The sequence below is a fragment of the Streptomyces sp. NPDC053427 genome, from assembly GCF_044544985.1.
GTDB lineage: Bacteria > Actinomycetota > Actinomycetes > Streptomycetales > Streptomycetaceae > Streptomyces.
Genome location: NZ_JBITYA010000012.1, coordinates 244,531 through 265,573 on the forward strand (window position 1 = coordinate 244,531; position 21,043 = coordinate 265,573).

Here is a 21,043-nt window from a genome sequence, read left to right on the forward strand (position 1 = left end):
GCCCCTCTTCGCGCGTCTGCGACACTGGAAGCACCATGCCTGCACCCGGAGAACTCACTTTCGTCGCGCCGCGCGGAGCCAAGAAGCCCCCGCGCCACCTTGCCGATCTCAGCCCCGTCGAGCGCCGCGAAGCGGTGGCCGCGATCGGCGAGAAGCCGTTTCGCGCCAAGCAGCTTTCGCAGCACTACTTCGCCCGCTACGCGCACGACCCGGCGCAGTGGACCGATATCCCGGCGGCGGCGCGCGAAAAGCTGGCGTCGGAGCTGCTGCCGGACCTCATGAACGTCGTACGGCACATCTCGTGCGACGACGACACCACCCGCAAGACCCTGTGGAAGCTGCACGACGGCACGCTCGTCGAGTCCGTCCTGATGCGCTACCCGGACCGGGTCACCATGTGCATCTCCTCGCAGGCCGGCTGCGGTATGAACTGCCCGTTCTGCGCCACCGGCCAGGCGGGGCTGGACCGCAACCTCTCCACCGCCGAGATCGTCCACCAGATCGTCGACGGGATGCGTGCCCTGCGCGACGGTGAGGTCCCCGGTGGCCAGGCACGGCTGTCCAACATCGTCTTCATGGGGATGGGCGAGCCGCTCGCCAATTACAAGCGGGTGGTCGGCGCCATCCGGCGGCTGACCGACCCCGAGCCCGACGGCCTGGGGCTGTCCCAGCGCGGCATCACCGTCTCCACCGTCGGCCTCGTCCCAGCGATGCTGCGGTTCGCGGACGAGGGCTTCAAATGCCGGCTCGCGGTTTCGCTGCACGCGCCGGACGACGAGCTGCGCGACACGCTCGTCCCCGTCAACACCCGCTGGAAGGTGCGCGAGGTGCTGGACGCGGCGTGGGAGTACGCCGAGAAGTCCGGCCGCCGGATCTCCATCGAGTACGCCCTGATCCGCGACATCAATGACCAGGCGTGGCGTGGTGACCTGCTGGGTCGGCTGCTCAAGGGCAAGCGGGTCCATGTGAACCTCATCCCGTTGAATCCGACGCCGGGGTCGAAGTGGACCGCCTCGCGGCCCGAGGACGAGCTGGCGTTCGTGCGGGCCATCGAGGCGCACGGCGTGCCGGTGACCGTCCGGGACACCCGCGGCCAGGAGATCGACGGCGCCTGCGGGCAGCTCGCGGCCTCGGAACGCTGACCGCTCGCTGGTACCGTGTGATCGAACAAATGCACAATCCGACAGGGGAGCGCCACAGCGCTGAGAGTGCGGAAGCGTCGTAGACCTACGGTGCCCGCAGACCCTTGAACCTCGCCCGGGTCATTCCGGGTAGGAAGTTCGGTCGTCACTCATGCTGTTGCGCCCTGCCCGCGTCCGCTTGCCTTGCGTCGCCCGACGTCGAAGGCCGTGGACACCGGGCGGGGCCGCGTCTCTTCCTGGCCAGCCAGGAGGAAATCAGTGAGCACCATCAGCAGGATCACCGCGACAGCGCTCGCCGCCGCGGTCGGCATGACCACTCTCGCTGCCTGCGGCAGCTCGGGCGGCAGCGGCAGTGCGGATGCCAAGACCGTCACGCTCGTCAGCCATGACTCGTTCCGCGCGTCGAAGTCGGTGCTGGCCGCCTTCGAGAAGGAGACCGGGTACAAGGTCAAGGTGCTCCCGGGCGGGGATGCCGGACAGGCCGTCAATCGGGCGGTCCTGTCCAAGGGCAATCCGCAGGGCGATGTGTTCTTCGGCATCGACAACACCCTGCTCTCGCGCGGCCTGAAGGAAGACCTCTTCAGCCCGTACAAGGCCAAGGGACTGGACGGGGTGCCTGCCTACCTGCAGCTCGACAAGGGCAAGCACCGTGTCACGCCGCTCGACTACGGTGACATCTGCGTCAATTACGACCGCGCCTACTTCGCCCGGCACAAGATCGCGCCGCCGAAGACCTTCGACGATCTGATCAAGCCCGCGTACAAGGGGCTGCTGGTCACGGAGAATTCCGCGACGTCCTCTCCGGGACTCGCCTTCCAGCTCGGCACCATCGCCAGGTATGGCGAGAGCGGCTGGCAGGGCTACTGGAAGAAGCTCAGGGCCAACGGCGTCGAGGTCGTCGACGGCTGGGAACAGGCGTACTCCGAGCGGTTCTCGGGCTCCGCGGCCGGCAAGGGCAAGGGCGACAAGCCGCTGGTGGTCTCCTACGCCTCCAGCCCGCCCGCCGAGGTCCTGGGCAAGAAGCCGGAGCCCCGGCAGGCGCCGACCGGTGTCGCGACCGGCACCTGCTTCCGGCAGATCGAATTCGGCGGTCTGCTCAAGGGCGCGAAGAACGAGAAGGGCGGTAAGGCGCTGCTGGACTTCCTGCTGAGCAAGAAGTTCCAGGAGGACATGCCGCTGCAGATGTTCGTCAACCCGGCCCTCGAGGACGCCAAGGAGCCGGCGCTGTTCACCAAGTACGGCGCGACGATCGACAAGCCGGCGGCGTTGGCCCCGGAGACCATCACCAAGAACCGCGAACAGTGGATCAAGCAGTGGTCCTCGCTCGTTCTGAAGTGACCCGCGGCCTGCGCCGGAGGCCCGTACGGGGAACGGCGGTGCGGCTCGGCCTGATGGCCCTGCCGCTCGTCTTCTTCGCGCTGTTCTTCGCGTATCCGGTCGTGGCGATCGTCGGGCGGGGCCTCAAGGACGGCGGGCGCTGGCAGCTCGGCCGGATCGGTGCGGTGCTGGGCGATCCCGATGTCCTGCATGTGCTGTGGTTCACCGTCTGGCAGGCGGCGGCCTCGACCGCGCTGACGCTGCTGATCGCCCTGCCCGGCGCGTATGTCTTCGCGCGTTTCGACTTCCCCGGCAAACAGCTGCTGCGGGCGGTCGTGATGGTGCCGTTCGTGCTGCCGACCGTCGTGGTCGGCTCGGCCTTCCTGGCGCTGGTCGGGCGGGGCGGGCTGCTGGACGACCTGTGGGGTGTCCGCCTCGACACATCGGTGTGGGCGATTCTGCTGGCACACGTCTTCTTCAACTACGCCGTGGTCGTACGGACCGTCGGCGGCCTCTGGGGACAGCTCGATCCGCGTCAGGAAGAGGCGGCGCGGGTGCTGGGCGCCGGACGGTTCGCGGCCTGGCGGAGCGTGACGCTGCCCGCGCTCGGACCGGCCGTCGCCGCCGCGGCGCTGATGGTCTTCCTGTTCACCTTCACCTCCTTCGGAATCGTCCAGATCCTGGGCGGGCCCACCTTCTCGACCCTGGAGGTCGAGATCTACCGGCAGACGGCGGACTTCCTGGACCTGCCGACGGCCGCCGTCCTCACGCTGCTCCAATTCGCCGCGGTGGTGGGGCTGTTGGCGCTGCACGCCTGGACGGTGCGCCGACGGGAATCCACCCTGCGGCTCGTGGACGCATCGACGGCGGCTCGCCGGCCCCGCGGCGCCGGCCAGTGGGCGCTGCTGTGGGGGACGCTGGCCGTCATCGCCGTCCTGCTCGTCGTGCCGCTGCTGGTGCTGGTGGAGCGGTCCTTCGCCGGTCCGGACGGCTACGGGGGGACCTTCTACGCCGCGCTGAGCTCGGCCGCGTCCGCCGACAGCACCTTCGTCGTCGCACCCCTCGACGCCCTGTGGAATTCCCTCACCTACGGAGCAGCGGCGACGGCGATCGCTCTGGTGGTGGGCGGGCTGGCCGCGGCCGCCCTCACCCTCCCCGACTCCCGGCTTCGCGCGAGCGGGAGGTACCCCCGTGCCGGCCGGCTCGTGCGCGGATTCGACGCCCTCTTGATGCTGCCGCTCGGGGTGTCGGCGGTCACCGTCGGCTTCGGCTTTCTGATCACGCTCGACACACCGCCACTGGACCTGCGCTCCTCGTGGTGGCTGGTGCCGCTGGCCCAGGCCCTGGTAGGGGTGCCGTTCGTGGTCCGGACGATGCTGCCGGTCCTGCGGGCGGTGGACGGGCGGCTGCGGGAGGCGGCCGCCGTGCTGGGCGCCTCGCCGTGGCGGGTGTGGCGCGAGGTGGACCTGCCGATGGTGCGACGGGCGCTGCTGATCGCGGCCGGCTTCGCGTTCGCCGTATCCCTCGGGGAATTCGGCGCGACGGTCTTCATCGCGCGGCCGGACCACCCGACCCTGCCGGTGGCCGTGGCACGGCTGCTGGGGCGCGCCGGCGAAGCCAACTACGGGCAGGCGATGGCCCTGTCGACCCTCTTGATGGTGGTGTGCGCCGGAGCCCTGCTGGCTCTGGAGCGCATCCGCCCGCACCCTCGAACAGGCTCGGCCGCGGGTACCCCTATCGATCAGTCCGGGGAGTTCTAGATGACGGCACAGACCGAGATCGAGACCGGGACCGGGACCGCGGCGCGGCGGCTGCTGCGGCTGGGCGGGGTGACCGTCCGCTTCGCCGAGGCCGGAGCGCGCCCCGCGCTCGACGCGGTGGACCTGGACGTCGCCGCACACGAAATCGTGTGTGTGCTGGGACCGAGCGGCAGTGGCAAATCCACGCTGCTGCGGGTCGTGGCCGGACTTCAGCAGGCCGATGCCGGGCATGTGGTGCTGGACGGCCGGGACCAGGCGGGGGTGCCGACGCACCGGCGTGGCGTCGGGCTGATGTTCCAGGACCACCAGCTCTTCCCTCAGCGCGATGTCGCGGGAAATGTCGCCTTCGGGCTGCGGATGCGGCGCGCCTCGCGCGGCGACCAGGAAAGTAAAGTCACCGAACTGCTGGACCTCGTCGGGCTGCCGGGGGCGCAACGGCGCGCCATCGCCTCGCTGTCCGGCGGCGAGCAGCAGCGGGTCGCCCTGGCCCGCGCACTCGCCCCGAGTCCCCGGCTGCTCATGCTGGACGAGCCGCTCGGCCAGCTCGACCGCGGACTGCGTGAACGCCTGGTCGTCGAACTCCGGCGGCTCTTCCGCACATTGGGCACGACCGTGCTCGCCGTCACGCACGACCAGGGCGAGGCCTTCGCGCTCGCCGACCGTGTCGTGGTGATGCAGGACGGCCGGATCGCCCAGACCGGCACCCCGCTGGAGGTCTGGCAGCGCCCCGCCACCGAATTCGTCGCCCGCTTCCTCGGCTTCGACAATGTCGTCGAGGCGACGGTGCAGGGCGAGGCCGCCGCCACCCCATGGGGCAAGGTGCCGGTCCCGGACGGTATCGCGGACGGGCCGTGCCGCCTGCTCGTACGGCCCGCCGGCGTGCGGCTGACCTCCGCGCAGGAGGGCCTGCCCTGCACGGTCGCGGCCCGGACGTTCCGCGGAACCCATGTGGCGCTGCTGCTCCAGCCGACCACCGGACCGCAGGTGGAGGCGGCCTGCGCGCTGCAGAACGCGCCGGAGACCGGGGACCGTGTGGGTGTTGCCTTTGCCGCGCAGGATGTCGTGGTCCTGGACGCTGCGGCGGGATAGCCGCGCGAAATATCGCTGCCGGGCCGTGTGGAGCTCCGGCCGCTGACCGGCTCGGGCCGACCGGCTCGGGCGCGGGCGGGGCAGCGCCCTTGGCCACGAGCCGTACCGCATGCAGGAGTTCGGGAGAGGTCGCTGCGGCGTGGTCCCGAGGCCGAGGGGCTGGGCATCGTCGTCCTGGAGGCGGCGGCAGCCCGTATGCGGTGGCCGATCGGCTGCTCGCCCGCTCAGGGAGCGGGACCGTTCGTATCAGGAGCTGACGGGCTTGCCGGCCAGGGAGTGAGGGGGCGGATCGGCGGTCCCGGCGCCCTCCGCGGGCACCGGCGAATGGGCATCGCTCGCAGTCGCGGGCCCGCCCTCCGGCTCCGGCTCTCCGAACCAGGCGACCGCGACGGCACCGGCCACAGCCACCACGAAACCGAGGATCGCGACCCATGCGAAGCCCGGCCGGGAGGAGTCCCCGAGCCACAGGACCCCGAGGATGCCCGGCACGACGGTCTCGCCCACGACCAGGGCCGCGGTGGCGCCGTTCACCGAGCCGATCTGCAGGGCGACGGTGTGCAGATACATCCCGCCGATACCCGCGACGAGGATCGCGTACAGAGCGGGGTCGGCGAGGAGGGTGGAGAGGCTGAAGGGTTCGACACCGTTCAGGACCCGTACGCCGATGCCGAGCGCGCCGAAGCCCAGGCCGGAGAGGAGTCCGGCGAGGATCGCGGCCCGTGCGCCCAGCAGGCGCACGATCAGCGTGCCGCCACCGATGACCGCGAGGGACGCGGCCAGCAGCCACCAGTGGCCGGCCATCGGTGTGTCGCCGCCGCCTTCCGGCCCGGCGGCCGTGGCGAGCAGCACCAGCGCCGAACAGACCACCGCGATGGAGGCCCACTCGGGGCGGGTCAGCCGGATACCGAGGAGCTTGATGCTCAGCACGGCCGTGATCACGAGATTGGCGCTGATCACCGTCTGCGAAAGGAACAGCGGCAGCAGCCGGGCGGCCAGCGCGCCGAGCCCGAACCCTATGAAGTCCAGCACCGTGCCGACCATGAACTCCCAGGTCACGGCGGCCTTCGCGGTCGAGGACAGGCTGGGACCGCCGTGCTGGGTGACACCGGCGGTGGAGGCGGTTGCCGCCTCCCGGCGAGCGGATTTGCGCGAGCCCACCGCCTGCAGGACCGAACCCGTGCCGTAGCAGGCCGACGCCGCTACGGCCGTCAGAAGGCCGATGATCACCAAGAGCTCCGTTCGCGCACTGCCTGCATTACCTGTTCATTACCTGGTGTGGCAGACGCACATTTCGGGACGGCAGTTGCCTCGGGTGGGCCATCAGATCTCGGGATCGGCCGGCGGAGCAGGGTGACGGGCTCCGGGCCGGCCCTCCGGGGCAGTGGACGGCCCGGTCAGGAGCCCGTCCCGGCCGTGAGGCGGGCCAGCGCGTCGGGAACCTCGTCCACCGACTCGACCAGCGCAATCCGGGCATCCATGGCACGGTCGGCTGCGAGCGCCTGGAGCAGCGGCCAGGCGGGCAGCTTCTCGGTCCAGTGCTCGCGGTTCACCAGCACCATCGGGGTCGGCTCGCCCCGCGACTCGTAGTAGTTCGGGGTCGCGTTGTCGAAGATCTCCTGCACCGTCCCGGCGGCGCCCGGAAGGTACACCACGCCGGCGTTGGAGCGCGCCAGCAGCCCGTCCTCGCGCACCGCGTTGACGAAGTACTTCGCGATGTGGGAGGCGAAGGCGTTGGGCGGCTCGTGCCCGTAGAACCAGGTGGGGATGCCGACAGAGGTGTTGCCGCCGGGCCAGCTCCGGCGGACGTCGAAGGCGGCCCGCGCCCAGTCCGTGACGGAGGGGGTGAAGTGCGCGGCCTTGGCCAGGATCTCCAGCGCCGAGTCGAGCATGGTGTCCTCGAAGGGAGCGGCGTACGCACCGAGGTTCGCGGCCTCCATCGCACCGGGGCCGCCGCCCGTGGCGACGGTCAGGCCGTCGCGCGCGAGCCGGCGGCCGAGCCGGGCGGCACCCGCATAGGCGGCGGACCCGCGCTCCATGGCGTGGCCGCCCATCACGCCCACCACCCGTGCGCCGGCGAGGTGTTCGTCCAGGGCATCGGAGACGGCGTCGTCGTGGATGCTGCGCAGCATCGAGGCGAAGACATCGCCGTCCGTCCTGGTCGCCTGGTACCACCGGTAGGTACGGGCGTCCGGGGTGGCGTCGTAGCCGGCGTCGGCAAGGCCCTCGAAGAGCTCGTCCGGTCCGTACAGACTGCCGCGGTACGGATCGAAGGGCAGGCCGGGTATGGGCGGGAAGACCAGGGCGCCGCCGGCCCGCACCTTGGCGGCGGCGTCGGGCTCCATCGTGCAGCCGAGGAACACCGACTCGGTGGTGTCCGTGCTGAGCAGCGCGAACGTACGGTCCGTCAGGTCGACCGACTGGATCCGGTGTCCGGCGAGACTGCCGGAGGTGACGACCCGGTCGAACTCCGCCAGGGACTCGATCTCGTAGTCGCCGGCGTGGGCGTGGGCGTGGGCGTGGCGGGAGGCTGAGGGCTCTGAATTCGGCTGCACGCCCGCCATGTTAGGGCCGCAGTACTTCCACCAGCGGGCCGAGGTGCCCGTCCTCGGCCGCGGCGTCGAACGCGGCGCGCAGGGCGCTGTCGTACGTCGGACGGGCCTTGTTCCGTACCTTGCGCCCCTCGTCGGTGATCACGCTGTAGACGCCGCGCCGGTCTTTCGGGCACAGGTCCCGGCGGGTGAGCCCGGAGGATTCGAGCCGGGAGGCCAGCCGGCTCACGGAACTCTGGTTGAGGCCGATGAGATCGGCGAGCTCCTGCATGCGCAGTTCGCCGTCGTCCGCCTCGGCGAGCCGGGCCAGCGCGCGGTACTCCGAGAGTCCGATGCTGTGGTGTTGCTGGAGGGCCTTGGCCAGCTCTTGCTCGACGCGCGTGTGCAGTGCGCCGAACCGGTCCCAGTGCTCCGCGTCCATCGTCTTCCGCTTTCTTCCGCCTCTTCCCGCTGGGCTCTTGACATCAGCGTACATGCATCTGAAACTTATGTATGTGCATGCAAGAGATGTGCGTACATGGACTTCCAGGGAACGGCGGGGGAGCGTGATGTCGATGAACGGCGCAGCGGAGGCTCAGAGGGTGCGGAAGATCGAGCGGATCGCCACCACACCTGACTGGTACGAGCCGTACAGGATCTCCCAGGCGATCAAGGCGGGCGGACTGATCCATGTGTCGGGGCAGGCGGGAATCGATGAGCACGGGCGGACCGTCTCGGACGACTTCCTCGCTCAGGGGCGGCAGGCGTTCGCGAACGTCGCACGGGTTCTCGCCGAGGCGGGTGCCTCATTCGCCGACGTGGTGAAGGTGGGCATCTTCGTCACGGACATGGCGGCCGACCTCGAGCACGTCATCGCCTTGCGGGGCGAGTTCCTGTCCGAGCCCTATCCGGCCGACACGTTGCTGGAGGTGTCGTCACTGGCCCAGCCGGACTGGCGCATAGAGGTGGAAGTCACTGCTCTGGCCCGCTGAGGGCGGCGTCCCCGCTCCGCGCGCCGCCCTGGCGCCGGAGAGGGCGCGGTGGGCCGGCCCACCGCACCCTCATCGCATCAGAGGAAGCGTGGCCATTTCCGCGATGGCCCAGGTCAGAGGGCCCAGCACGAGCACAAGAGCCGTGGCCCGCAGGGCGGCGGCGCGACGCAGGGCGGAGCCGGGAGCGCCGAGGCGCCGCAGGGCGGCCGTGGTGTGCGCGCGGGCCGAGCGGGACTCCAGTGCGGCGGTGAGCGCGCTGGAGGTGACACAGGCGAGGACGACGGCCGCACCGATGGCGGTGAGCGGTCCGAAAGGACGGGAGGGAGAGGCTTCGTACACCCTTACCGCGGCGTAGGTTCCCGAGGCGACCGCACACAGGACGCCGAGCGGGCGGCCCAGGCGCTGTGATTCCTCCTGGAGCACGCGGCCGGAGAGCAGGCGCAGCGCGCCGGGGCGCCCCCCGCACAAGAGGCGGCCGCACAGGTGCACCAGGCCGGGGCCGGCCAGGACGAGGCCGAGGGTGGACAGCGCCCAGCCGCCCAGCACGCCCGGCGGGCTGCCGACCAGCTGGCCGGGGAACGGCAGCTGCCCGGCAAAGGAGGCGGTGCCGCGGCCCGCGTACGCCTCGATGGCCAGGCCCGCTGCGGTAAGGGCCATGCCCCAGGGGAGGCCGGAGGGGTTGGCCGCCTTGGCGGGGGTCTCGGTCCCGGAGGAGATGTCTGCGCTGCGGGGGCGCAAGGCCACGGCGGTCGCGGCGGCGGCGGCCAGGGGGACGGCCGACAGCAGCATCAGCGCGCCGACCAGCGGGAACGGATGGCCCGTGCCCAGGAGGTCGGAGTCGAGGCCCACGGCGTCGACGGCAGCGGGGGAGCCGCCGAGGTCGCCGCGCAGGCGGAGGAAGACGAGCAGCGAGAGGAGGACGCCGAGGAGGCAGGACAGCGTGGTGGAGGCCGCGGCGAGCAGGGCGAGCCGAAGGGGGCCGAGGCCGGCGGCGGCCATGCCGCGGTGCAGGCGGGCGGCGGGGTCGGCGCGGGCCACCGACGCCGCGAGCTGCGCGGTGGCCGCCAGGGGGGCAACGCACCACAGCAGGCGGACCAGCGAATCGTCGGCCGTGGCCGGATGGCCGGCGGCGTGGCCGAGGGTGGACAGCAGGAGGAAGCCGGTGCAGGACGCTGCCGCTGCGACGAACAGGCGGCGCAGCAGGACGAGGGGGTGAGAGCCGCGGGCTAGACGGAGAGCGAGCACGCTGCCCTGCTTTCCGCGTCGGAAGGACCGTCGGCGGTGGCCGAGGCGCCCGTACGACGGCCGTCCAGGAGGGCGATGGTCCGGTCGGCGAGGGTGGCGACCTCGGGGGCGTGGGTCGCCAGGACCACGGTGATCCGGTGCGAGCGGGCCGCTGTGGTGAGGGTGCGCAGGACCTGGATGCCGTCGCCGCTGTGCAGCGGGGCGGTCGGCTCGTCGGCGAACAGGATCTGGGGTTCGGCGGCGAGGGCGCGGGCGATGGCGATGCGCTGGCGCTGCGACTGGTCGAGCCGGGCGGGGCGGCGTCGGGCGCACATGCCGACGTCGAGGCGGTCGAGCCACTCCATGGCGGTGTGCTTGGCCGAGCGGTGGCCGGTGCCGCGCAGCAGGAGCGGGAGGGCGGCGTTCTCCCAGGCGGTCAGTTCGGGCACGAGGTGGGGTTCGGTGTCGATCCAGCCGAACCGGTCCAGACGCAGCCGTTCCCGGCTGGGGGAGGAGAGGGTGTGGACGGGTGAGCTGTTGAACCAGATCTCGCCCTCGGTCGGGGCAAGTTGGCCGGAAAGGCATTGGAGGAGCGTGGTCTTGCCGCTGCCGCGCGGGCCGGTGACGGCGAGGATCTCGCCCTCGCGGACACCGAGGGAGACGCCGGTGAGAGCTGGGGTGCTGCCGTGCATGTGGTGCAGGCCACGGGCCCAGAGCACGTCGTTGTCAGGCGGGGCCACCATCTGCGCACCTCTTGCTTGTTCGCGTCCGTTCGTTCCCCCAACCGGGTGAACGACCATGGAGGGTATCGGTCACTGGCACGGTAAGTACTGCTGACCCCCCGTATTCGGCGCTCGGCACGGACAACGGCTCAGATTCACTCGTATAGCTGAAAATGAGCGAATCTGAGCCGTTGAATATTCAGTTGTGATCTATCGCATCAGGGGGTGACACGATGATCAGAGCTTGCTCCAGGCCTCGGTGAGGACGCCGCGCAGGATCTGCTCGATCTCGTCGAAGACCGGCTGGTCCGCGATCAGCGGCGGGGCGAGCTGGATGACCGGGTCGCCACGGTCGTCGGCGCGGCAGTAGAGGCCGGCGTCGTACAGCGCCTTGGAGAGGAAGCCGTACAGGACGCGCTCGGTCTCCTCGTCGTTGAAGGACTCCTTGGTGGCCTTGTCCTTGACGAGCTCGATGCCGTAGAAGAAGCCGTTGCCGCGGACGTCGCCGACGATCGGCAGGTCGTGCAGCTTCTGCAGGGTGCTCAGGAAGTTGCCCTCGTTGTCGAGGACGTGCTGGTTGAGACCCTCGCGCTCGAAGATGTCGAGGTTGGCGACGCCGACGGCCGCGGAGACCGGGTGGCCGCCGAAGGTGTAGCCGTGCAGGAAGGTGTTGTCGCCCTTGTAGAACGGCTCGGCCAGGCGGTCGGAGATGATGCAGGCGCCGATCGGGGAGTAACCCGAGGTCATGCCCTTGGCGCAGGTGATCATGTCCGGGACGTAGCCGAACTTGTCACAGGCGAAGGTGGTGCCCAGGCGGCCGAAGGCGCAGATGACCTCGTCGGAGACGAGCAGCACGTCGTACTGGTCACAGATCTCGCGGACCCGCTGGAAGTAGCCGGGCGGCGGCGGGAAGCAGCCACCGGCGTTCTGTACGGGCTCGAGGAAGACCGCGGCGACGGTCTCGGGGCCCTCGAAGAGGATCTGCTGCTCGATCTGGTCGGCGGCCCAGCGGCCGAAGGCCTCGGGGTCGTCGCCGTGGATCGGGGCGCGGTAGATGTTGGTGTTCGGCACCTTGTGCGCGCCGGGGACCAGCGGTTCGAAGGGGGCCTTCAGGCCGGGCAGGCCGGTGATCGACAGGGCGCCCTGCGGGGTGCCGTGGTAGGCCACCGCGCGGGATATCACCTTGTGCTTCATCGGCTTGCCGACGAGCTTGAAGTACTGCTTGGCCAGCTTCCAGGCGGTCTCCACGGCCTCGCCACCACCGGTGGTGAAGAAGACCTTGTTGAGGTCGCCGGGGGCCTCGTTGGCCAGGCGCTCGGCGAGCTCCACGGCCTTGGGGTGGGCGTAGGACCACACGGGGAAGAAGGCGAGCTCCTGCGCCTGCTTGTAGGCGGTCTCGGCGAGCTCGACCCGGCCGTGGCCGGCGTTGACCACAAAGAGGCCGGCGAGGCCGTCGATGTAGCGCTTGCCCTTGTCGTCGTAGATGTTGGTGCCTTCACCGCGCACGATCGTGGGCACGGGGGCATTCTCGTACGACGACATGCGGGTGAAGTGCATCCACAGGTGGTCGTATGCCGTCTTGGAGAGGTCGCGGCTCATTGCTATCTCGTTCCCCAGGTGTAGGTCTGCTTCCGGAGCTTGAGGTACACGAAGCTCTCGGTGGTCCGGACGCCGGGAAGCGTGCGGATCCGCTTGTTGATCATTTCCAGCAGGTGGTCGTCGTCCTCGCAGACGATCTCGATGATGAGATCGAAGGAGCCTGCAGTCATGACGACGTACTCGACTTCTTCCATGGTCGTCAGGGCGTCGGCCACGGGATCGAGGTCACCCTCGACATTGATGCCGACCATTGCCTGTCGACGGAAACCGACGGTGAGGGGGTCGGTGACCGCGACGATCTGCATCACGCCTTGGTCGAGCAGTTTCTGTACGCGTTGGCGCACAGCCGCCTCGGACAGGCCGACGGCCTTGCCGATCGCGGCGTACGGACGGCGCCCGTCCTCCTGGAGCTGCTCGATGATCGCCAGGGAGACGGAGTCGATCGACGGAGTGCCGTTTCTGTCACGAGTGGCCACGCCCCTCACTGTGCACCAGCCTCGTCAGTCATGCAACCCCAAATCGATGAAATCAGTTGTGTCGCGATCCAAATTACACTGATTCCGTTGTTGAAGGGTGGCGGGTGTGTTGAAAACGTCGCTCACATGGCTAGGGTGGACCCAAACCACCGGACATCTGACTGAAGGGGGCGCACAGTGACCACCGCACTGCGTCGTCTGCGCAACTACATCGACGGGGAGTTCCGGGACGCCGCCGACGGCCGGACCACCGACGTGATCAACCCGGCGACGGGTGAGGCCTACGCCACCGCCCCTCTCTCGGCCGCCGCCGACGTGGACGCCGCCATGGCCGCCGCCGAGGCCGCATTCCCCGCCTGGCGTGACCTGATCCCGGCCGAGCGCCAGAAGGTACTGCTCAAGATCGCCGACCGTTTCGAGGAGCGGGCGGAGGAGCTGATCGCCGCCGAGTCCGAGAACTGCGGCAAGCCGATCGCCCTCGTACGCTCCGAGGAGATCCCGCCGATGGTGGACCAGATCCGCTTCTTCGCGGGTGCCGCCCGGATGCTCGAGGGCCGCTCGGCCGGCGAGTACATGGAAGGCTTCACCTCCATCATCCGGCGTGAGCCGGTCGGCGTCTGCGCGCAGGTCGCGCCGTGGAACTACCCGATGATGATGGCCGTGTGGAAGTTCGCCCCGGCGCTGGCCGCGGGCAACACCGTCGTCATCAAGCCGTCCGACACCACCCCGGCCTCGACGGTGCTGATCGCCGACATCATCGGCAGCGTGCTGGACGAGCTGGGCCACTCCCGCGGCGTCTTCAACGTCATCTGCGGCGACCGGGAGACCGGCCGCCTGATGGTCGAGCACAAGGTCCCGGCGATGGCCTCGATCACCGGCTCGGTGCGCGCGGGCATGCAGGTCGCCGAGTCCGCCTCCAAGGACCTCAAGCGGGTCCACCTGGAGCTGGGCGGCAAGGCCCCGGTCGTGGTCTTCGAGGACACCGACATCGCCAAGGCCGTCGAGGACATCGCGGTGGCCGGTTACTTCAACGCCGGCCAGGACTGTACGGCCGCGACCCGCGTGCTCGTCCAGGACTCCATCCACGACGAGTTCGTCGCCGCGCTGGCCAAGGCCGCGTCGGAGACCAAGACCGGTGCGGTCGACGACGAGGACGTGCTCTTCGGCCCGCTGAACAACGCCAACCAGCTCAAGCAGGTCAAGGGCTTCATCGAGCGGCTGCCCGCACACGCCAAGATCGAGGCGGGCGGCGAGCAGGTCGGCGACAAGGGCTACTTCTTCGCCCCGACCGTCGTCTCCGGCCTCAAGCAGGACGACGAGATCGTCCAGCAGGAGGTCTTCGGCCCGGTCATCACCGTCCAGTCCTTCTCCGAGGAGAAGGAGGCGCTGGAGTGGGCCAACGGCGTCGAGTACGCGCTCGCGTCCTCCGTGTGGACCAAGGACCACGCCCGCGCCATGCGGATGTCCAAGAGCCTCGACTTCGGCTGTGTGTGGATCAACACCCACATCCCGCTGGTCGCCGAGATGCCGCACGGCGGGTTCAAGAAGTCCGGCTACGGCAAGGACCTCTCGGCCTACGGCTTCGAGGACTACACCCGTATCAAGCACGTGATGACCTCGCTGGACGGCTGATCCGGCAGACCCACCGGCCGTCATGACCCGGCGGCCCGGGGATCACCACCGTCGAGCGGCACGGAACGCTCGGCACACTGTCGCGGGCGGAGGCCCGGCAATGGACGCTCTGTCTCTTGCCGCCTCCGCCCGCGGCGCGTGAGAGTGCTCGCCATGGCTGATCATTCGCGGCGTGCGCTGCTCCGAGGTATGGGCGGAATCGGTGTGATGGGGGCCCTGGCCGCCCTCGCCGGATGCGGGGTGCCGCCCGCGTACGTCAAGGCGGCGGACCGCGCGAGCTCCGACCGCTCGGCACGGGACCACAAGATCGTCTTCGCCAACTGGCCGCTGTACATCGATGTCGATGACCATGACAAGCAGCGCCGGCCCACCCTGGACGCGTTCCAGCGCCGCACCGGGATCTCCGTCACCTACAACGAGGAGATCAACGACAACGACGAGTTCTTCGGGAAGATCAGCCCCGCGCTGATGAACCACCAGAGCACCGGCCGCGACCTGATCGTCATCAGCGACTGGATGTGCGCCCGGTTCGTCCGGCTGGGCTGGGTCCAGGAGATGGACCGCGCCGCCCAGCCGCACGTCGCCAAGAACCTCGATCCCCTGCTGCGCACCCCGCACTTCGATCCGGGCCGCAAGCACTCCGTGCCCTGGCAGTCCGGGATCACCGGCATCGCCTACAACCGCAAGAAGCTCGGCCGGGAGATCAAGCACACCGCCGACCTGTGGAAGGCCGATCTGCGCGGACGGGTCACCCTGCTCTCCGGGCTCGACGAGGCCTTCGCCCTGCTCATGCAGGGCAATGGCGTCGACATCACCCGCTGGACGGCCGACGACTTCTACCGCATGACCGACCAGATACGCCGCCTCGTCCGCAAGGGCCACATCCGGCGCTTCACCGGCAACGACTACATCAAGGACCTCGACTCCGGCGATGTGCTCGCCGCGCAGGCCTACTCCGGCGATGTGATCCAGCTCCAGGCGGACAACCCGGACATCGAGTTCGTGGTGCCGCAGGAGGGCGCCGAGCTGTGGGCGGAGAGCCTGATGATCCCCAACCTCGCGGACCACAAGCGCAATGCCGAGCGGCTGATCGACTACTACTACCGGCCGGAGGTCGCCGCCGACCTCGCCACCTGGGTCAACTACGTCTGCCCCGTCCCCGCCGCGCGCGACGTCCTCGCCTCCTCCAAGGACAAGGAACGCGCCGCGCTCGCCGAGGACCCGCTGATCTTCCCCGACGACGCGATGCGCAAGCGGCTGGCCATCGCCCGCGACATCACCGCCAAGGAGCGGGTCGCCTTCGCCAAGGAGTGGAACGCGATCGTGGGGCTGTGAGGGGCTGAGGGGGAGGAGGGGCGGCCGGGAGGTCGCGGGGCGCGCGCCACGGCGTGATCATGCGTCAACTGCCGTGCCGGGCTTGCCGTTCACGATGCAGCTCGTGAAGCGTCCGCCCGTCCTTCCGGCCGCCTCGTCCGATTCCTCCGTTCCCTCGGCGCCCTCCGTTCCGGCGGCGTACGCGATATCGCCGGCCGTCACGCTCAATCCGTTCGCCGCCCGGGCGCTGCACGACGCGGAGGACGTGGCGTTCGGGCCGCGCCGGCTCCGGGAGAGCGTGCCGGTGCTGCCCCAGCGGTTCCGCAAGTGCCGGACTTCATAGGGCAGTTCATGGAGGCCTTCGACGACCGGGAGTTCCCGGACGGGGCCGAGCGGCTTTCGCCGGACGGTGCGGCAAGGAGCCCCTTCATGCCGGCCGGGGGTCGTGCCCCCTGGCCAGAGGCCCGCCCCGGCGATCGTATGCTCCGCACATGAGTCGCATGGCGGGTGATTGATGAGGGCCACGGTCAGCCGCTGGGAGGCGGGGATCTGCCGGTCGCGGGTGCTGCGGGAGCCGGACGGTGCGCGGCTGGAGGCGGCGCTGGCCGAACTCGACGGCGAGGTCTGCACGGAGCTTTCGGTCGAGCGGTGGGAGGACGGCGGCGGCGCGCTGACCATCAGCGGTGGGCCCGGGGTCTTCCTGGTGACCGGGGAATGCGAGGACGGCACGCTGCTTCAGCTGTGCCGGACGCCGCAGCCGGGCGCGGGCGCCGGCGACGGGCCGGGGCGGCCGCTGCGCCCGAAGGAGCTCGGCGCGCGGTGCCTGGACGGTGAGCCGAACGGCCCGCCGGAGGAGCCGATGTGGCTGGTGTGCGGTGGCCAGGGCGCGTACTTCCCCGCGGCGGAGCTGGTCGACGGCGCGGCCGCGCGATGGGCGGTGCGGGAGTTCGTCGCGGGCTTTCCCGGTGGGCTCGGGGCGCCGTGGCGGGTGGAGTGAGCGGCCGCCGCCCGTGCGGGTAGCGGGTCCCGGGCCACCGGCAGGGGCCGACCGGGCGGCGGCCGGCCGTTGCCGACCGCCCGCCGCATACCGTTCCGCGGTGCGTCGGTGTCCCCGGGGCCTGCCCGATGGGTCAGGGCCGGACAGGCCTCAGGGCGCTTCCGACGCGCCCTGGCCGCGCCACGACTGCGCGTACGCGTCGATCTCCGTCGTCAGCCGGGCCTTGGCGGCGTCGTCCATGAAGGAGGCGGTGACGGCGTTCTTGGCGAGGCCGGCGAGGCCGGGGGCGTCCAGGCCCAACAGGCGGGCGGCGACGCCGTATTCGGAGTTGAGGTCGGTGCCGAACATCGGCGGGTCGTCGCTGTTGATGGTGACCACGACGCCCGCGTCGACCATCTCCTTGAGCGGGTGCTCGTCCAGCGTCCGGACCGCGCGGGTGGCGATGTTGGAGGTCGGGCAGACCTCCAACGGGATGCGGTGCTCGGCGAGATGGGCCAGCAGCGCGGGGTCCTGCGTGGCGCTGGTGCCATGGCCGATGCGCTCGGCGCGGAGGTCGTTGAGCGCGTCCCAGATGGTGCCGGGGCCCGTGGTCTCGCCGGCGTGCGGCACGGAGTGCAGGCCGGCCGCGAGGGCGCGGTCGAAGTACGGCTTGAACTGCGGGCGGGGGACGCCGATCTCGGGGCCGCCGAGCCCGAAGGAGACCAGGCCCTCGGGCTGCAGGTCGCAGGCGATCCGGGCGGTCTCCTCCGCGGCCTGCAGGCCGGCCTCGCCGGGGATGTCGAAGCACCAGCGCAGCACCACGCCCAGCTCCGACTCCGCCGCCTTGCGGGCGTCCTCGATCGCCTCGACGAAGGCGGCGTCGGGAATGCCGCGGCTGGTCGAGCTGAAGGGCGTGACGGTCAGCTCCGCGTAACGGATCTGCTGCCGCGCCATGTCGCGGGCGACCTCGTACGTCAGTAGCCGGACGTCCTCGGCGTCGCGGATCAGGTCCACGACGGAGAGGTAGACCTGGATGAAGTGCGCGAAGTCGCGGAAGGTGAAGTAGTCGGCGAGCGCCTCGGGGTCGGTGGGGACGGCGGAGTCCGGGTGCCGGGCGGCCAGTTCGGAGACGATCCGCGGCGAGGCCGATCCGACGTGGTGAACGTGCAGCTCCGCCTTGGGCAGGCCCGCAATGAATGCATCGAGATCGGACAACGGATCCTCCTGGTCGGGTGGTGCGGCGGGGGTGCGGAACGGCCTGGTCATGCTATGCGCGGCCGGACCGGCGGCCCGGTGCGGGGCCTAATATGGCGGGGAAGTGACGGGCAGGAGAGCGCGATGGGTGACGGGCGGCGGCCGCGGGACCGGCATGCCGCGCGGGGCCCGTACGCCGTCCCGGCGCCCCCGCCCGCACCCAATTCCGCCAACCGCCCCCACTACCTCACCCACCCCGCCTACAGCGGCCCCGCGAGCCATGGGGGATACCCCGGCCACCCGGGCCGTCCCCGCCATCCGGCATCCCTCGCCCCCCGCGGCCCCCTCGCGCACCCCGCCTGGCTGCCCGCCCGGCCCGGCAACGGGTTCGGCACCGCCGCCCTCGTCGTCGGCATCGTCGGTGCGCTGCTCGGCGTCAGCATCGTCCCCGGCATCCTCCTCGGCGTCCTGGCGATCGCCTTCGGCGCCGTCGGCCGGGCCCGGCAGCGCCGGGGCACGGCCACCAATGGCGGTACGGCCGTGGCCGGGATCGTCCTCGGCGGTCTCGCGCTGCTGATCAGCGGCGCGATGATCACCTTCATCGCGGCCGGGCGCTGAACCGGACGAGCGGCTCCTCCCCGGGGCGCGTCCCCACCTCAGCCTTTCTCGCTCCCGGTCGCCCCCGCCCCCTCGGCCAGCCTCTGGCGCACCTCCATCAGCGCGAACCCCAGCAGATTCAGCCCCCGCCACTGCGCCGGCTTCTCGGCGCGCTCGTCGTCGGCGGCCAGGCCGATGCCCCAGATCCGGTCCAGCGGGCTGGCCTCGACCAGCACCCGGGAGTGCGTACCGAGCAGGAACGCGCGCAGCGCCGCGTCCTGACCGAATTTATGCAGATTGCCCTCGATGACCAGATCGAAGCGGCGCTGCACCCAGACGGCGTCGTCGAAACCGCGGACCTTGCGGCCGGCGTCCTTGGCCTGTTTGGGATGGCCCGCGGATATCGCCTGCCGCTCCGCCTCCGGGTCGTCGAACAGGCGGGCCTTGCCGGCCATCATCCAGTGCTCCGCGGTGGCGTAGGTGACGCCGTCGACGGTGAAGGGAGAGGGCCACCACTGGCTGAAGCAGCTCGCGCCGATGCCTCCGTCGCGCTGCGGCCGGTGGCCCCAGAAATGGACGTATTTGAGGCGCTTCCCGGCGGCCGTCACCGCGCGGAGTTCTTCGACCGAGCGCGGGCCGTCCGCGTCGCGATGTGCCGCGCGCCGCGTGTCGGTCCCCGTCGTGTTGTGCATCATGCCGGGATTCTGTCAGCGGGCACTGACAACGTGTCGGGGGTTCGGCAACGAAAATCGCAGAATTCGTCGCGTAACCAAAAGGCAACAACGGAATCACTTGTTGGTGGCCTTTTCCTCTGTCAAGATCGGCCATCGATTCCGGAAATAGCTACGCCTGGCTGTGCCGCTGAGCGGCCCCGGAGCCCGGCGGAGGAGAGCACCATGGATCACCGTTTCGATGTCACCGAGCGATTCGCCGAGGGCGCGCAATTCATCGCGGGGAGTCTCCGCAGCGGCACCTCGGGCCGCACTCAGGCGGTGGTGGACCCGGCTACCGGGGAGCAGGTGTACTCCTACGAACTCGCAGGTACGGCGGATGTGGACGCCGCCGTCGAGGCCGCCGCGCGGGCGTTCCCCGAGTGGGGCGGCGCCACCCCGGGCGAGCGTTCCGACGCGCTGCACCGCTTCGCCGCCGCGCTCGCCGAGGACGCGGGTGATCTCGCCTTCGCCGAATCGCTGAACTGTGGAAAGCCGATCAAGCTCAGCAATGAGTTCGATGTGCCGGGTTCCATCGACAACGCCGCGTTCTTCGCGGGTGCCGCCCGCCATCTGGAGGGCAAGGCGGCCGGTGAATACAGCGCCGATCACACCTCCGTCATCCGCCGGGAACCCATCGGGGTCGTCGGCTCGATCGCGCCCTGGAACTATCCGCTCCAGATGGCCGCCTGGAAGGTGCTGCCGGCCGTCGCCGCGGGCAACACCATCGTCCTCAAGCCCGCCGAGATCACCCCGCTCACCTCGCTGCTGTTCGCGCAGGCCGCGCAGCGGGCCGGACTCCCCGACGGCGTGATCAACATCGTCTCCGGCGCGGGTCGGGACGCCGGCGAGCACCTGGTGGGCCATCCCGCCGTCGCCATGACCTCCTTCACCGGCTCGACCGGCGTCGGCAAGCGCGTCGCCGAGATCGCCACCGGGACGGTCAAGCGCCTCCACCTCGAGCTGGGCGGCAAGGCCCCGTTCGTGGTCTTCGACGACGCGGACCTGGAGGCCGCCGTCCACGGAGCGGTGGCCGGCTCGCTGATCAACACCGGGCAGGACTGCACCGCGGCCACCCGCGCCTACGTCCAGCGCCCGCTCTACGACGCGTTCGTCAGCGGCGTCGCCGACCTGATGGCCACCGTACGGCTGGGCGACCCCTTCGACCCGTCCACCGACCTCGGCCCGCTGATCTCGCACACCCAGCGCGACCGGGTGGCCGCCTTCGTCGACCGGGCGCGCGGCTACGCCACCGTCGTCACCGGTGGCGAGGCCCCCGGCGGCGAGCTGGCCAAGGGCGCCTACTACCGCCCCACGCTGATCGCCGGTGCCGCGCAGGACAGCGAGATCGTGCAGTCCGAGATCTTCGGCCCGGTGTTGGTCGTGCTGCCCTTCGACAGCGACGACGAGGGCATCGCGCTGGCCAACGACACCCCCTACGGGCTGGCGGCCTCCGCCTGGAGCCGGGACGTCTACCGCACCGGCCGCGCCACCCGCGAGATCAAGGCCGGCTGCGTCTGGGTCAACGACCACATCCCGATCATCAGCGAGATGCCGCACGGCGGCGCCAAGGCGTCCGGCTACGGCAAGGACATGTCGGCCTACTCCTTCGAGGAGTACACGCAGGTCAAGCACGTCATGTACGACAACACCGCAGTGGCCAGGAAGGACTGGCACCGCACGGTCTTCGGGGACCGCGCCTAGGTCCCGTCCCCGGGTGCCCCGCCGCATGGGCGGGCACCCACCCTCCGCGGCACCGTCACCACCGGCC

The 21,043-nt window shown here is 70.6% G+C and carries 20 protein-coding genes and 1 riboswitch; of the genes, 11 read left to right on the top strand and 9 right to left on the bottom strand.

The features are described from left to right. Window positions 1–35: 35 nt before the first annotated feature. The 4 genes from rlmN to ACIGWZ_RS31120 all read left to right on the top strand — a co-directional run bounded on the left by rlmN (window position 36) and on the right by ACIGWZ_RS31120 (window position 5,308). Window positions 36–1,142 (top strand): 23S rRNA (adenine(2503)-C(2))-methyltransferase RlmN, encoded by a 1,107-nt coding sequence (gene rlmN, locus ACIGWZ_RS31105; RefSeq protein WP_400070035.1) that lies wholly within the window; start codon window positions 36–38, stop codon window positions 1,140–1,142. Between the two features lie 33 nt (window positions 1,143–1,175). Next, window positions 1,176–1,296: riboswitch (TPP riboswitch) on the top strand. A 155-nt stretch (window positions 1,297–1,451) separates the two neighbouring features. Further along, window positions 1,452–2,480 carry a thiamine ABC transporter substrate binding subunit gene (locus ACIGWZ_RS31110; protein WP_400070123.1) on the top strand — a complete coding sequence of 343 codons (1,029 nt, stop codon included), beginning with the start codon at window positions 1,452–1,454 and terminating at the stop codon, window positions 2,478–2,480. Then, window positions 2,456–4,219, top strand: coding sequence for an ABC transporter permease (locus ACIGWZ_RS31115; RefSeq protein ID WP_400070124.1), 1,764 nt, complete (start codon window positions 2,456–2,458; stop codon window positions 4,217–4,219). Before ACIGWZ_RS31110 ends, ACIGWZ_RS31115 begins: the two co-directional genes overlap by 25 nt. Continuing rightward, window positions 4,220–5,308: an ABC transporter ATP-binding protein gene (locus tag ACIGWZ_RS31120; RefSeq protein WP_400070036.1), complete on the top strand. Its 1,089-nt coding sequence runs from the start codon at window positions 4,220–4,222 to the stop codon at window positions 5,306–5,308. It abuts the gene before it with no gap. A gap of 246 nt (window positions 5,309–5,554) precedes the next feature. Here the strand turns inward: ACIGWZ_RS31120 and ACIGWZ_RS31125 are convergent, their stop codons facing one another. The 3 genes from ACIGWZ_RS31125 to ACIGWZ_RS31135 form a co-directional block, all read right to left on the bottom strand. Continuing rightward, window positions 5,555–6,535: a hypothetical protein gene (locus ACIGWZ_RS31125; RefSeq protein ID WP_400070037.1), complete on the bottom strand. Its 981-nt coding sequence runs from the start codon at window positions 6,533–6,535 to the stop codon at window positions 5,555–5,557. Window positions 6,536–6,702: 167 nt separating this feature from the next. Continuing rightward, window positions 6,703–7,869 (bottom strand): LOG family protein, encoded by a 1,167-nt coding sequence (locus ACIGWZ_RS31130; RefSeq protein ID WP_400070038.1) that lies wholly within the window; start codon window positions 7,867–7,869, stop codon window positions 6,703–6,705. Window position 7,870: 1 nt separating this feature from the next. Continuing rightward, the gene (locus ACIGWZ_RS31135) at window positions 7,871–8,278 is read right to left on the bottom strand and encodes a MarR family winged helix-turn-helix transcriptional regulator (RefSeq protein WP_400070039.1); all 408 of its coding nucleotides are present in this window, start codon (window positions 8,276–8,278) and stop codon (window positions 7,871–7,873) included. A 160-nt stretch (window positions 8,279–8,438) separates the two neighbouring features. On the opposite strand from ACIGWZ_RS31135, the gene ACIGWZ_RS31140 reads away from it, so the two are divergent. Beyond that, window positions 8,439–8,828, top strand: a complete 390-nt coding sequence (locus tag ACIGWZ_RS31140; protein WP_400070040.1) for a RidA family protein — start codon at window positions 8,439–8,441, stop codon at window positions 8,826–8,828. A 69-nt stretch (window positions 8,829–8,897) separates the two neighbouring features. Here the strand turns inward: ACIGWZ_RS31140 and ACIGWZ_RS31145 are convergent, their stop codons facing one another. From ACIGWZ_RS31145 to ACIGWZ_RS31160, 4 genes are all read right to left on the bottom strand, one after another. Further along, window positions 8,898–10,073, bottom strand: a complete 1,176-nt coding sequence (locus ACIGWZ_RS31145) for a hypothetical protein (protein ID WP_400070041.1) — start codon at window positions 10,071–10,073, stop codon at window positions 8,898–8,900. Then, window positions 10,055–10,795 (bottom strand): ABC transporter ATP-binding protein, encoded by a 741-nt coding sequence (locus tag ACIGWZ_RS31150; RefSeq protein WP_400070042.1) that lies wholly within the window; start codon window positions 10,793–10,795, stop codon window positions 10,055–10,057. The genes ACIGWZ_RS31145 and ACIGWZ_RS31150 overlap by 19 nt, the downstream gene beginning before the upstream one ends. 216 nt (window positions 10,796–11,011) lie before the next feature. Further along, window positions 11,012–12,373 (bottom strand): aspartate aminotransferase family protein, encoded by a 1,362-nt coding sequence (locus ACIGWZ_RS31155; protein ID WP_400070043.1) that lies wholly within the window; start codon window positions 12,371–12,373, stop codon window positions 11,012–11,014. Between the two features lie 2 nt (window positions 12,374–12,375). Next, entirely contained in the window at window positions 12,376–12,849 is a 474-nt protein-coding gene (locus ACIGWZ_RS31160) for an Lrp/AsnC family transcriptional regulator (protein WP_069571649.1), read from the bottom strand. 177 nt (window positions 12,850–13,026) lie between these two features. On the opposite strand from ACIGWZ_RS31160, the gene ACIGWZ_RS31165 reads away from it, so the two are divergent. The 4 genes from ACIGWZ_RS31165 (at window position 13,027) to ACIGWZ_RS31180 (ending at window position 16,792) form a co-directional block, all read left to right on the top strand. Continuing rightward, the gene (locus ACIGWZ_RS31165) at window positions 13,027–14,481 is read left to right on the top strand and encodes a gamma-aminobutyraldehyde dehydrogenase (protein ID WP_400070044.1); all 1,455 of its coding nucleotides are present in this window, start codon (window positions 13,027–13,029) and stop codon (window positions 14,479–14,481) included. 153 nt (window positions 14,482–14,634) lie between these two features. Next, window positions 14,635–15,816 (top strand): PotD/PotF family extracellular solute-binding protein, encoded by a 1,182-nt coding sequence (locus ACIGWZ_RS31170; RefSeq protein ID WP_400070045.1) that lies wholly within the window; start codon window positions 14,635–14,637, stop codon window positions 15,814–15,816. A gap of 103 nt (window positions 15,817–15,919) precedes the next feature. Further along, window positions 15,920–16,138, top strand: a complete 219-nt coding sequence (locus tag ACIGWZ_RS31175; RefSeq protein WP_400070046.1) for a hypothetical protein — start codon at window positions 15,920–15,922, stop codon at window positions 16,136–16,138. 171 nt (window positions 16,139–16,309) lie between these two features. Continuing rightward, window positions 16,310–16,792: a hypothetical protein gene (locus ACIGWZ_RS31180; protein WP_400070047.1), complete on the top strand. Its 483-nt coding sequence runs from the start codon at window positions 16,310–16,312 to the stop codon at window positions 16,790–16,792. Between the two features lie 150 nt (window positions 16,793–16,942). Here ACIGWZ_RS31180 and ACIGWZ_RS31185 read toward each other — a convergent pair whose 3' ends face one another. Beyond that, the gene (locus ACIGWZ_RS31185) at window positions 16,943–17,986 is read right to left on the bottom strand and encodes an adenosine deaminase (protein WP_400070048.1); all 1,044 of its coding nucleotides are present in this window, start codon (window positions 17,984–17,986) and stop codon (window positions 16,943–16,945) included. A gap of 123 nt (window positions 17,987–18,109) precedes the next feature. Between ACIGWZ_RS31185 and ACIGWZ_RS31190 the strand changes: the two genes are divergently transcribed. Next, window positions 18,110–18,583 (top strand): DUF4190 domain-containing protein, encoded by a 474-nt coding sequence (locus ACIGWZ_RS31190; protein ID WP_400070049.1) that lies wholly within the window; start codon window positions 18,110–18,112, stop codon window positions 18,581–18,583. 38 nt (window positions 18,584–18,621) lie between these two features. On the opposite strand, the gene ACIGWZ_RS31195 is transcribed toward ACIGWZ_RS31190, so the two are convergent. Next, the gene (locus ACIGWZ_RS31195; RefSeq protein ID WP_400070050.1) at window positions 18,622–19,257 is read right to left on the bottom strand and encodes an NADAR family protein; all 636 of its coding nucleotides are present in this window, start codon (window positions 19,255–19,257) and stop codon (window positions 18,622–18,624) included. 201 nt (window positions 19,258–19,458) lie between these two features. Here ACIGWZ_RS31195 and ACIGWZ_RS31200 point away from each other — a divergent pair, with 201 nt between their 5' ends. Beyond that, window positions 19,459–20,976 carry a gamma-aminobutyraldehyde dehydrogenase gene (locus ACIGWZ_RS31200; protein WP_400070051.1) on the top strand — a complete coding sequence of 506 codons (1,518 nt, stop codon included), beginning with the start codon at window positions 19,459–19,461 and terminating at the stop codon, window positions 20,974–20,976. Window positions 20,977–21,043 lie beyond the last annotated feature (67 nt).

Coding starts and splice junctions, on each gene's coding strand:
- ACIGWZ_RS31180 (WP_400070047.1), top strand. CDS start 16,310: ATGAGGGCCACGGTCAGCCGCTGGGAGGCGGGGATCTGCCGGTCGCGG.
- ACIGWZ_RS31190 (WP_400070049.1), top strand. CDS start 18,110: ATGGGTGACGGGCGGCGGCCGCGGGACCGGCATGCCGCGCGGGGCCCG.
- ACIGWZ_RS31120 (WP_400070036.1), top strand. CDS start 4,220: ATGACGGCACAGACCGAGATCGAGACCGGGACCGGGACCGCGGCGCGG.
- rlmN (WP_400070035.1), top strand. CDS start 36: ATGCCTGCACCCGGAGAACTCACTTTCGTCGCGCCGCGCGGAGCCAAG.
- ACIGWZ_RS31170 (WP_400070045.1), top strand. CDS start 14,635: ATGGCTGATCATTCGCGGCGTGCGCTGCTCCGAGGTATGGGCGGAATC.
- ACIGWZ_RS31110 (WP_400070123.1), top strand. CDS start 1,452: ATGACCACTCTCGCTGCCTGCGGCAGCTCGGGCGGCAGCGGCAGTGCG.
- ACIGWZ_RS31195 (WP_400070050.1), bottom strand. CDS start 19,257: ATGATGCACAACACGACGGGGACCGACACGCGGCGCGCGGCACATCGC.
- ACIGWZ_RS31135 (WP_400070039.1), bottom strand. CDS start 8,278: ATGGACGCGGAGCACTGGGACCGGTTCGGCGCACTGCACACGCGCGTC.
- ACIGWZ_RS31155 (WP_400070043.1), bottom strand. CDS start 12,373: ATGAGCCGCGACCTCTCCAAGACGGCATACGACCACCTGTGGATGCAC.
- ACIGWZ_RS31150 (WP_400070042.1), bottom strand. CDS start 10,795: ATGGTGGCCCCGCCTGACAACGACGTGCTCTGGGCCCGTGGCCTGCAC.
- ACIGWZ_RS31130 (WP_400070038.1), bottom strand. CDS start 7,869: ATGGCGGGCGTGCAGCCGAATTCAGAGCCCTCAGCCTCCCGCCACGCC.
- ACIGWZ_RS31200 (WP_400070051.1), top strand. CDS start 19,459: ATGGATCACCGTTTCGATGTCACCGAGCGATTCGCCGAGGGCGCGCAA.